The sequence below is a fragment of the Flavobacterium hankyongi genome (assembly GCF_036840915.1).
GTDB classification, from domain to species: Bacteria; Bacteroidota; Bacteroidia; order Flavobacteriales; family Flavobacteriaceae; genus Flavobacterium; species Flavobacterium hankyongi.
The window spans coordinates 3,455,461-3,465,871 of record NZ_CP085725.1; the positions used below are offsets into that span (position 1 = coordinate 3,455,461).

The following is a 10,411-nucleotide window of genomic DNA, read 5'->3' on the forward strand; positions in this document are numbered from 1 at the left end:
TTTTAAATTTAGTTTGATTATTATTTGTGTACTTTACTAATTTCTTGATGGGAAGATTCCTTGTGTTGCAATAGAATAATTGATTGCTAAATAAGGATTCAAAATTGAAAAAGGTTGACTACCTCCTGCTAAAGCAGTTGATCCAGAAACCACAGGTGCTCCTAACGAATTCGTGGTAGATGGAGCAGATCCAAAAGTATCATTTACTGCATTACCAATGTAATTGTTAGTTGCTGATGAATCTTCACTTGCAGAAGTTACTGGTATTCTAACGTTGATGCCTGTTGCAGCGTGATTATGGATGGGCATATTAGTAGATAGTAATGTTACATTTGTTGTTCCAGCTACTTCTCCCATGTTATAAAAAGGTAATCCTGGACCTTGTCCTTGACCAATTGGCATACGACCTCTTAAATCCGGAAGAGCAAAAGTTGTTTGTCCGTTTCCACCATACATTGTTCCAAGTAAAGAAAAAAGGGCTGTGTTTTGTGCAATACTCACAATTTGACCTTGACAAAGCGCATAACTAACAGGCGCGAAATTGAAACCAAAAATTTTGATTTCCCCGATAAAAGGTTCTGTAGACATAGTTTTAAATTTGATTGTTATACAAATATATGCTTTTTAATTAATTTCTTGATGGGAAAATTCCTTGAAGTGCAATAGAGTAATTAATTGTTATGTATGGATTTAAGATAGAAAAAGGTTGACTACCTCCTGCTAAAGCAGTTGATCCTGAAATTTCTGGAGCACCTAATGAATTTGTTGGAGATGCCACAGATCCAAAAGTATCACTTACCGCATTACCAATGTAATTATTTGTTGCAGATGAATCTTCATTTATTGAAGTTACAGGTATTCTAACATTAATTCCAGTTGCAGCGTGATTATGAATAGGCATATTAGAGGTTAGCAAAGTTACATTTGTACTTCCACTCATTTGTCCCATAGTATAATTAGGAAGACCAGGTCCAGTTCCTTGTCCTATAGCCATTCGTCCTCTTAAATCTGGTAAAGCAAAAGTTGTTTGGCCGTTTCCACCATAAGTTGTTCCCAATAAAGAAAAAAGGGCTGTATTTTGAGCGATACTCATTATTTGACCAGCACAATTGGCATGGTATCTTGGTGCGAAATCAAATGCGAAAATTTTTATTTCTCCAATAAAAGGTTCTGTTGACATACAATTTTTCAATTAGTGTTTTAATCAGGCTAATTTATTCTATAATATAAAAAATTGTATAGGTATTTATACCTGTTTTTGCTTCTTTCCTTTTTTTATAAGATTATAGTATTATTTTTGTTAAATAACTAAATAACTTAAAAATGAAAGAAAACACAATTACATTAGAGGAAGCAAAACGTTGGGCAGCAAAATGGAGACAATTAGAAGGTGATTATAATAAGCATCATGAATTAAAAGCTTTTTTGATTCCTAAAATTGATATTTTAGAGGTACTCGCAGAAGACATTGATGCTGCAAGAGCATATATAGGAATTGATGATGATGGTATAGAGCGTTTGATGATTGTTGGTACAAAATATGACCCTAAAACAAATACCTATGTTGATATGATTACAGGAACTTCTAGTAAGAGTGATGTTTCTGTTCAAATAGAAGGAAATATTTATGATTTTACAAAGCCTTGTCCTTCAACTTGTGATATTGATAGTCCATTGTATGGATTAAAATAGATAACAGATTTGAAGAAGCAAATTTAGATGTTTATTTTATTGTTGCGATCTGTGAATAAACAATTATTTAATATGTTATTGGAAGTCTTTGCGGATTTAGGATATCTACTTTTGCTAATTAATACAATTGTTTTTTCTATAGGCTTTTTTAATAAAGGGAAAGCCTATAGAATTTTTTCAGGGTATTTAATGATTATGTTTTTTATCCAAATAACTGTAAGTATTTTTCAATACATGAAAATGGATAACTTATTTATATCTCATTTTTATTTTATACTTCAGTTTGTTTTTTTGAGTTTTTTTTATCTTAATTTAAAACTAAACTTTTATCAAAAAAAATATGTCAAAGGAGGTTTTATTTTTTGTTTAGTTTCACTAAGCATACAATATTCAATGAATCCATCTCTATTTATGAAGTTTAATTTATTTGAAATTTTCATTACATCATTTCTTATTGTCACTTATGCAACTTTTCATCTATACAATCTTTTAAATGAGGAAAAAGAGTTTTATTATGTAAATCTTGGGATATTGATTTATTTGTTCGGGAGTACAGTACTTTTTTTAGGAGGAAATCTTGCCGCAATGCTATCTTCTAAGTATAATGATGTGCCTTGGATATTAAATGCATTCTTATACATTATCTATCAGTTGTTTATTTTATATGAATGGAAAAAAAGTTTTTCTAAAAAAATATAATAGTTTATGACTGAAACTGTAGTATATCAAAAAGAATTAATTACTGCTATCATATATACCTTCAGTGCTTTTTTATTGATGGCATTACTGTTGGTTTTGTTTTTTTATTTTTCACGAAAAAAAATAATTCAAAAGGAAATTGAAAAGAAAAATATGGAGGTTAATTATCAAAAAGAACTTCTACATTCTATTTTAGTTACTCAAGAAGAAGAGAGAACGCGAATTGCTCAAGACCTTCATGATGACATTAGTTCAAAATTAAATATAGTTTCTCTTAATAGTCATTTATTAACTGCTAAGAATTTGTCTAAAAATGAAATTGAAGAAATTTCAACAAATATTATAAATCTTACAACTAAAGCTTTAGATAATTCAAGGAGAATTGCTCACGATTTGTTGCCTCCAGTACTTGAAAAATTTGGTTTACACGCAGGAATCGAAGAATTATGTTTTGAAATTAATAGTGGTAAATCTATTGAGATTGAATTTAAAAACAATGTTGATTTTAATGAAGCTGATATTTTTAAGCATTTACACGTGTTTAGAATTATTCAAGAATTATTCAACAATTCAATAAAACATGGTAAGTCAACTAAAATTAATCTTTCGTTTGAAGAAAAAAATGGATTCGTGTATTGTACGTTTTCTGACAATGGAAAAGGTTTTGATTTGAAAAAAATAGAAAATCAAAAGGGGTTAGGTATGAAAAATATAGAGAGCCGAGTTAGTTTTCTAGGTGGAGATATAAATATATATTCTGAGATTGGTAAAGGAACACAAGTAGTTTTTAATTTTTAAAATGAAAAATAAAATTAAAATTATTCTAGCTGATGATGAAGTCTTGTTTAGAAAAGGTATTTCATTTTTGCTAGAAAGAGAACAAAACTTTGAGATAATATTTGAGGTTTCTAATGGTAAGGAACTTGTGTCTTTTTTACGAGAAAGTACAATTCATCCAGATATAATAATGATGGACTTGAAGATGCCATTTCTTAATGGTGTTGAAACGACACGAATAATAATGGAAGAATTTCCTGATGTTAAAATAATTGCTTTAACAAGCTATGATTCTAAATCTTTTATTGCAAACATGATAAATATTGGAGCTGCTTCTTATTTGGTTAAAAACACAACACCATCAGATATGATTAAAACTATAAATGAGGTTTATGAAAAAGGGGTTTATTATAATGATCAAGTTTTAAAAATAATTCAGGAAGGAATTGCGACAAACTTAAATAGGCAAAATAAAAGTCAGTTTGATGAAGACTATCTTACAAACAGGGAAAAGGAAGTTTTAGTATTAATTTGCAAGCAAATGAATACTCATGAAATTGCTGAAAAGCTTTTCATAAGCCCTAGAACAGTTGAAGGACATAGAAATAATTTATTGTTAAAAACAGAATCGAAAAATGTTGCTGGATTGGTAGTTTATGCAATTCAAAATAAAATGATAACTGTTGATGATTTAGCTTTATAGAACAAAAATGACTCATTGTTGTATTTAAAATCAAATTAGCTCATTTTCAGAATTCCTTTTTTAGTAATCCAATAATATTTTTATAAAAAATAACTGTTTATATTTGGATAGAAATAAAATGAAAATGAAATTTAGATACCTACTGTTTTTTTTCTTAATAACTTGTTTGGAAGCAAAGGCTAATTATATTTTATTGCCAATGGATGAAACTTCACAAAAGAATCATTTAAAGGCTTATGGAATAACGTATTGGACTCTTGAAAAACAATACAAAGCAAGCTGGTTACTTAATTACAGAGGTGGATCTTTTTTACTTCCTGATGTTTCTGAAATAAGAAGGGAGTGTCAAATACGAGGTGTATCATTTGAAGTTCTTTCAGATGCAGAAGCCAATCAAATTCTTGCTGAAATTGCCAGTCCTTCGCAAAATATGGAGACCGTTATTTTGGAAAAAGCACCTAAAGTAGCAGTGTATACACCAAAAGGTAAGCAACCATGGGATGATGCAGTGACTTTGGTTTTAACTTATGCTGAAATTCCTTATAAAGAAATTTATGATGAAGAAGTATTGAGTGATCAATTGATATTATATGATTGGTTACACTTACATCATGAAGATTTTACAGGTCAATATGGTAAGTTTTATGGAGTCTACAGAAATATGCCTTGGTATATCGAGCAAAAAAAAGATGCTGAAAATTTGGCTCAAAAGTTAGGATACAATAAAGTGTCACAAGAAAAATTAGCGGTAGCAAAAAAAATTAGAGATTTTGTGATAGGTGGAGGTTTTATGTTCGCAATGTGTTCCGCCACTGATAGCTTTGATATTGCCCTGTCAGCTGAAGGAGTCGATATATGTGAAGCAATGTTTGATGGTGATGGTAGTGATGCAAACTATCAATCTAAAATTGACTATACAAGATCATTTGCTTTTAAAGATTTTATTTTGGAAAGAAGACCAGAGAAATATGAATTTTCAAACATTGATATGACCGAAAAAAGGACAGTCCCATTTGAGAAAGATTATTTCACATTAATGGAGTTTTCTGCAAAATGGGATATAATTCCAAGTATGCTTTGTCAAAACCACACACAATTAGTTAAAGGGTTTATGGGACAAAGTACTGCATTTGATAAAGTTCTTATTAAGTCAAATGTTTTAGTAATGGGTGAATGTCAGGTAAACGGTGAAGCAAGATACATTCATTCTCAAAAAGGCAAAGGGTTTTTTACTTTTTATGGAGGACATGATCCAGAAGATTATCAGCACAAGGTAGGTGATGAACCAACCGTCTTAGATTTGCATCCTAATTCGCCTGGATACAGATTAATACTTAATAACATTTTGTTTCCAGCTGCTAAGAAAAAACACCAAAAAACTTAAAATTGATGTTTGAAAAAGTTCTTCAAGAAATTTATAAAGAATCAAAACTACAGCCTAAAATTGGCGAAATTGCGACTTATATTCCTGAATTAGCTAACGTTAATCCTGATAAATTTGGTATTAGTTTATTGACTTTGGATGGGGAAGAAATAAATTTAGGTGATGCAAACGAAAGATTTTCTATACAATCCATCTCTAAGCCTTTAACATTGTCTTTGGCTTTTACTTTCTTGGGCGAAAAAATTTGGGAAAGAGTAGGAGTAGAACCATCAGGGAGTCCTTTTAATTCCTTGGTACAATTAGAATATGAAAAAGGAATTCCTAGAAACCCATTCATAAATGCTGGCGCTTTAGTTATTGCTGATATTTTAGTGACTCATCTAAAAAATCCTAAAACTAATTTTATTAATTTTCTGAGAGAGATTTCAGATATTAATACTCTTGATTATGATTTATCTGTTGCTAAGTCAGAAGCTTCTACAGGATTTAGAAATATTGCTTTGGCAAATTTTTTAAAATCATTCGGAAATATTACCAACAATGTCGATGAAGTTTTAGATTTTTATTTTCACCAGTGTTCTATTTCAATGTCTTGTTCAGAATTAAATAAAGTTTTTTATTTTTTTGCCAATGAAGGAGTAACACTAAACGGGAAAGAAATCCTGAATCGAAGCCAGATAAAGCGTATGAATGCTCTAATGCAATCTTGTGGATTTTATGATGAATCTGGAGAGTTTACTTACCGAGTTGGTTTACCAGGTAAAAGCGGAGTAGGTGGAGGAATTGTAGCCATGCTGCCAAAGAAATTCATTGTTTCAACCTGGAGTCCAAGATTAAACTCTAACGGAAATTCTGAGCTAGGAATGTTTGCTTTGGAACAATTAACAACAAAAACTGGAATGTCAATTTTTTAATGAGCTACTCACTAGGCTGAGCTTCATACATTTTGGTTGTAAAATCTTCAGGATCAAAATCTGAAAAACTAGATGTATAAGTGAATTTATAATCTGTTGTTTCACTAGGCATATCTTCTTCCATTGTATTTACTTCCGTAATTGAGACAAGATTTGTTTTAGTAGAAAATGTCATACTTGTTTGACCTCCTGCGCCTTGATTATAAGTTTCGGCTTCTTTTAGCTTAAGTTTCTCGTTTTCTAATCCAAAATATAAAGATAAATTACCTTTAGGTCCCATAGAATAAGTTTCTATGGCTAAAAGGCGATTGGAAATAGAAACTGTTTCTTCATCATTAATTTTGAAGTCATCATTGTTGTACTCAGGCCCTAGAATAAAGCTGTTTTTTTCAATCAATTTATATCCACCATTATTTAGCTGTATTAATACTAATAAGATTCTATTGCTATATTTGTCATCTTTTTCACGAACTATTAAAACAACATCTTTACTTTTATCTTCATCCAAGTAACCTTCATTTCTCTCTAAAATTTCATAATTAGAGTTCTTAATAAAATCACTTGGTGTTTTTTCGTTTGTTGGAAAAACAAATTCTTCAGATTCTCTTCCGTCTTCAAAATCATTTTCTTGTAAAGAATCTCCAGCAGTTACTTCTTGAATGATAGGTTGGTTGATAGCTTCATGAGTAATATCTTTTTTACAACTTACTAAAAGAAGTACTGACAATAGAAGTAAATGGCGCATATATGTATTTTTATTTTTTTGCAAATTAAAAGATTTTCTTTTTAAAGAAAGCTTATTGCATAAAAAAATCCCACTCTTGCGAGCAGGATTTTTTAAAATAAGTAAGTTAAATATATTGTTAAACGTTTATTATTTTACTTTATTAAGAATAGCTTTGAAAGCTTCTGGGTGGTTCATCGCTAAATCAGCTAATACCTTACGGTTTAACTCGATGTTGTGCTTTTTAACTTGACCCATGAACTGAGAGTAAGACATTCCTTCTAAACGAGCTCCAGCGTTAATACGTTGAATCCATAAAGCACGGAAGTTTCTCTTTTTAGCTTTACGGTCTCTGTAAGCATATTGCATTGCTTTTTCAACCGCATTCTTAGCAACTGTCCAAACGTTTTTTCTACGACCAAAGAAACCTTTGGCTTGCTTCATTATCTTTTTTCTTCTTGCTCTTTTAGCAACTGAATTTACTGATCTTGGCATAATTTTTCTTTTTTTTGAAGTAAGGCGTTCTGAATTTTATCAGACTCTTATAAAAGCCCACTCCAGGGTTATTGAATTGTTTTAACCTAAAGAATTTTCTTAAGGAGTATCTTATTAGATAATTCTTAATTGTTCTTTAACACTCTTCATGTCAGTACTGTGTACTAATGCTGAATGAGTTAACGCTAACTTACGTTTTTTAGACTTTTTAGTCAAAATGTGACTTTTGAAAGCGTGTTTTCTTTTAATTTTTCCAGAGCCAGTAACTTTAAAACGTTTCTTAGCACTAGATTTAGTTTTCATTTTAGGCATAATTTCCCAAATTTATTTAATTTAACTTACTTACTATTTTGAGTATTTAGTCAATAGTCAAAAGTTTTTCTAATGACTAATGCCTAATAACTATTTCTTTTTCTTCGGAGTAATGAACATAATCATTCTTTTTCCTTCAAGAACAGGCATAGCTTCCACTTTACCTACTTCTTCTAAATCTTGGGCTAATCTTAATAATAAGATTTGTCCTTGTTCTTTATAAATGATAGAACGTCCTTTAAAGAATACAAATGCTTTTAATTTTGCTCCATCTTTTAGGAATTTCTCAGCATTTTTCTTTTTGAATTCATAATCATGCTCATCAGTCTGAGGTCCGAAACGAATTTCCTTAATTGTAATTTGTGTAGATTTTGCTTTTAATTCTTTTTCTCTACGCTTTTGTTCATAAAGGAACTTTTTATAGTCCATGATTTTACAAACTGGTGGTTCAGCATTTGGAGAAATCTCTACAAGATCTAATTCAAATTCATCTGCTAAGCGTAAAGCTTCAGAAGTTTTATAAACTCCTGGTTCTACATTTTCACCTACAAGACGTACTTCCGGCACTCGAATATTATTATTAATTCTGTGTGCGTCTTTTTTTTCTACTCGAGGTTGATATCCTCTGTTGTTTCTGATTGCGATAACCTTAATTTTTTAGTTAAACTTCAAATGTCTTTAATGATTTACTTACTTCTTCATTTACAAGAGTAACAAATTCATCTATTTTTATTGTAATATTTCCTTTTCCTTCTTGACCGTGACGACGTACAGAAACTGTTCCGCTTTTCTCTTCTTCTTCCCCTACAATCAACATGAACGGGAATTTTTTCGTTTCAGCTTCACGGATTTTCTTTCCGATTGTCTCGTTACGATTATCAATTAGGGCGCGAATTTCGTGATTTTCTAGCAAATCTGAAACTTTTTTCGCATAATTTTCATATTTCTCACTCAAAGACAGGATTATAGCTTGCTCTGGCATTAGCCAAAGTGGGAAATTTCCACCTGTGTGCTCCAATAGAATTGCGATAAAACGTTCCATTGAACCAAAAGGGGCACGGTGAATCATTACCGGACGGTGTAATTCATTGTCGGCACCTTTATAAGTAAGGTCAAAACGCTCTGGTAAATTATAATCTACTTGGATTGTTCCTAATTGCCAGCTTCTACCTAATGCATCCTTAACCATAAAGTCAAGTTTAGGGCCATAGAAAGCAGCTTCACCAGCTTCGATTACATAATTTAATCCTTTGTCTTTAGCAGCACTGATGATTGCATTTTCTGCTTTTTCCCAGTTTTCAATACTACCTATATATTTATCTGGATTGCTTAAATCACGAACAGAAACTTGTGCTGTAAAGTTTTCAAATCCTAATGAACCAAATACGTATAGTACTAAGTCAATTACATTTTTGAACTCTTGATCTAATTGATCTGGCGTACAAAATAAGTGTGCATCATCTTGAGTAAATCCTCTTACACGAGTTAATCCATGTAATTCTCCTGATTGCTCATAACGATATACAGTTCCAAATTCTGCATAACGTTTAGGTAAATCTTTATATGACCAAGGTCTAGCATTGTAAATCTCACAGTGGTGAGGGCAGTTCATTGGTTTCAATAAAAACTCTTCACCTTCTGCTGGTGTATGAATCGGTTGGAAACTATCTGCTCCATATTTTGCATAGTGACCTGAAGTCACATATAATTCTTTTTGACCAATATGCGGAGAAACTACTTGTTCGTATCCAGCTTTCTTTTGTGCTTTTTTAAGGAATTGCTCCAAACGATCACGTAATGCTGCTCCTTTTGGTAACCATAAAGGTAAGCCTTGACCTACTCTTTGCGAAAAATGGAATAACTCTAATTCTTTTCCTAATTTTCTATGGTCACGGCGTTTTGCTTCTTCCAATAACTCAAGGTAATCAGTTAAGTCTTTTTGTTTTGGGAACGAAATCCCGTACACACGTGTCAACTGTTTGTTCTTTTCGTCACCTCTCCAGTATGCACCTGCAACCGAAAGAATTTTCATTGCTTTGATAATTCCTGTATTCGGAATGTGTCCTCCACGACATAAATCCGTGAAAGTCGAATGATCACAAAACGTAATAGTACCATCTTCTAGATTCTGAATCAATTCAGTTTTGAATTCATTGTTCTTATATAATTCTAATGCTTCTGCTTTTGTAGCCGAACGCATTTTGAATTCATGTTTCTCACGAGCAATTTCTAAAACTCTATCTTCAATTTTCTTAAAGTCAGCTTCAGTAATCTTTTTGTCGCCAAAATCAACATCGTAATAGAAACCTCTTTCGATAGCTGGGCCAATAGTTAATTTGATTCCAGGATATAATTCTTCAAGTGCTTGTGCCATTACGTGTGAAGTCGAATGCCAGAAAGCTTTTTTGCCGTCTGCATCATTCCATGTAAATAATGTAAGGGTACCATCGGTCGTTAATTGAGTTTCGGTTTCAATAGTTGTACCATTAAAAGAAGCCGAAATCACATTTCTTGCTAAACCTTCACTGATAGATTTAGCCACATCCATAGGAGTCACGCCACTTGCGTACTCTCTAACCGAACCGTCTGGTAAAGTAATCTTAATCATTATACATTTTTTAGAATCGCAAATATATGCCATTCATAAAATACATACAATATATAATAGGTATATTCTTTATTATGTATACTATATTATATATTAAGGTCTA

13 protein-coding genes are annotated in these 10,411 nt (G+C 31.4%); 6 read left to right on the plus strand and 7 right to left on the minus strand.

The features are described from left to right. Window positions 1–36: 36 nt before the first annotated feature. Together LJY17_RS15790 and LJY17_RS15795 are read right to left on the minus strand one after the other, a co-directional pair. Window positions 37–588: a phage tail protein gene (locus tag LJY17_RS15790; RefSeq protein WP_264544755.1), complete on the minus strand. Its 552-nt coding sequence runs from the start codon at window positions 586–588 to the stop codon at window positions 37–39. Window positions 589–628: 40 nt separating this feature from the next. Beyond that, entirely contained in the window at window positions 629–1,180 is a 552-nt protein-coding gene (locus tag LJY17_RS15795) for a phage tail protein (protein ID WP_264544756.1), read from the minus strand. A 143-nt stretch (window positions 1,181–1,323) separates the two neighbouring features. Here LJY17_RS15795 and LJY17_RS15800 point away from each other — a divergent pair, with 143 nt between their 5' ends. The 6 genes from LJY17_RS15800 to LJY17_RS15825 all read left to right on the plus strand — a co-directional run bounded on the left by LJY17_RS15800 (window position 1,324) and on the right by LJY17_RS15825 (window position 6,169). Further along, window positions 1,324–1,692, plus strand: coding sequence for a hypothetical protein (locus LJY17_RS15800; RefSeq protein WP_264544757.1), 369 nt, complete (start codon window positions 1,324–1,326; stop codon window positions 1,690–1,692). A gap of 393 nt (window positions 1,693–2,085) precedes the next feature. Beyond that, window positions 2,086–2,391 (plus strand): hypothetical protein, encoded by a 306-nt coding sequence (locus LJY17_RS15805; protein ID WP_338441669.1) that lies wholly within the window; start codon window positions 2,086–2,088, stop codon window positions 2,389–2,391. A gap of 6 nt (window positions 2,392–2,397) precedes the next feature. Next, window positions 2,398–3,189, plus strand: a complete 792-nt coding sequence (locus LJY17_RS15810; protein WP_264544759.1) for a sensor histidine kinase — start codon at window positions 2,398–2,400, stop codon at window positions 3,187–3,189. A gap of 1 nt (window position 3,190) precedes the next feature. Beyond that, window positions 3,191–3,871 carry a response regulator transcription factor gene (locus LJY17_RS15815; RefSeq protein WP_264544760.1) on the plus strand — a complete coding sequence of 227 codons (681 nt, stop codon included), beginning with the start codon at window positions 3,191–3,193 and terminating at the stop codon, window positions 3,869–3,871. 124 nt (window positions 3,872–3,995) lie between these two features. Beyond that, on the plus strand, window positions 3,996–5,255 hold the full coding sequence (locus tag LJY17_RS15820; RefSeq protein ID WP_413614513.1) for an asparagine synthetase B: 1,260 nt from the start codon (window positions 3,996–3,998) through the stop codon (window positions 5,253–5,255). Window positions 5,256–5,260: 5 nt separating this feature from the next. Next, entirely contained in the window at window positions 5,261–6,169 is a 909-nt protein-coding gene (locus tag LJY17_RS15825) for a glutaminase (RefSeq protein ID WP_264544762.1), read from the plus strand. A 4-nt stretch (window positions 6,170–6,173) separates the two neighbouring features. Here LJY17_RS15825 and LJY17_RS15830 read toward each other — a convergent pair whose 3' ends face one another. From LJY17_RS15830 to thrS, 5 genes are all read right to left on the minus strand, one after another. Further along, window positions 6,174–6,914, minus strand: coding sequence for a hypothetical protein (locus tag LJY17_RS15830; protein ID WP_264544763.1), 741 nt, complete (start codon window positions 6,912–6,914; stop codon window positions 6,174–6,176). Between the two features lie 129 nt (window positions 6,915–7,043). Further along, window positions 7,044–7,388, minus strand: coding sequence for a 50S ribosomal protein L20 (rplT, locus tag LJY17_RS15835; protein ID WP_264544764.1), 345 nt, complete (start codon window positions 7,386–7,388; stop codon window positions 7,044–7,046). 114 nt (window positions 7,389–7,502) lie between these two features. Next, the gene (gene rpmI, locus LJY17_RS15840) at window positions 7,503–7,700 is read right to left on the minus strand and encodes a 50S ribosomal protein L35 (RefSeq protein WP_081709383.1); all 198 of its coding nucleotides are present in this window, start codon (window positions 7,698–7,700) and stop codon (window positions 7,503–7,505) included. A 90-nt stretch (window positions 7,701–7,790) separates the two neighbouring features. Further along, on the minus strand, window positions 7,791–8,345 hold the full coding sequence (gene infC / locus LJY17_RS15845) for a translation initiation factor IF-3 (RefSeq protein ID WP_413614515.1): 555 nt from the start codon (window positions 8,343–8,345) through the stop codon (window positions 7,791–7,793). Window positions 8,346–8,361: 16 nt separating this feature from the next. Further along, window positions 8,362–10,308 carry a threonine--tRNA ligase gene (gene thrS, locus LJY17_RS15850; RefSeq protein WP_264544765.1) on the minus strand — a complete coding sequence of 649 codons (1,947 nt, stop codon included), beginning with the start codon at window positions 10,306–10,308 and terminating at the stop codon, window positions 8,362–8,364. Between the last annotated feature and the right edge of the window lie 103 nt (window positions 10,309–10,411).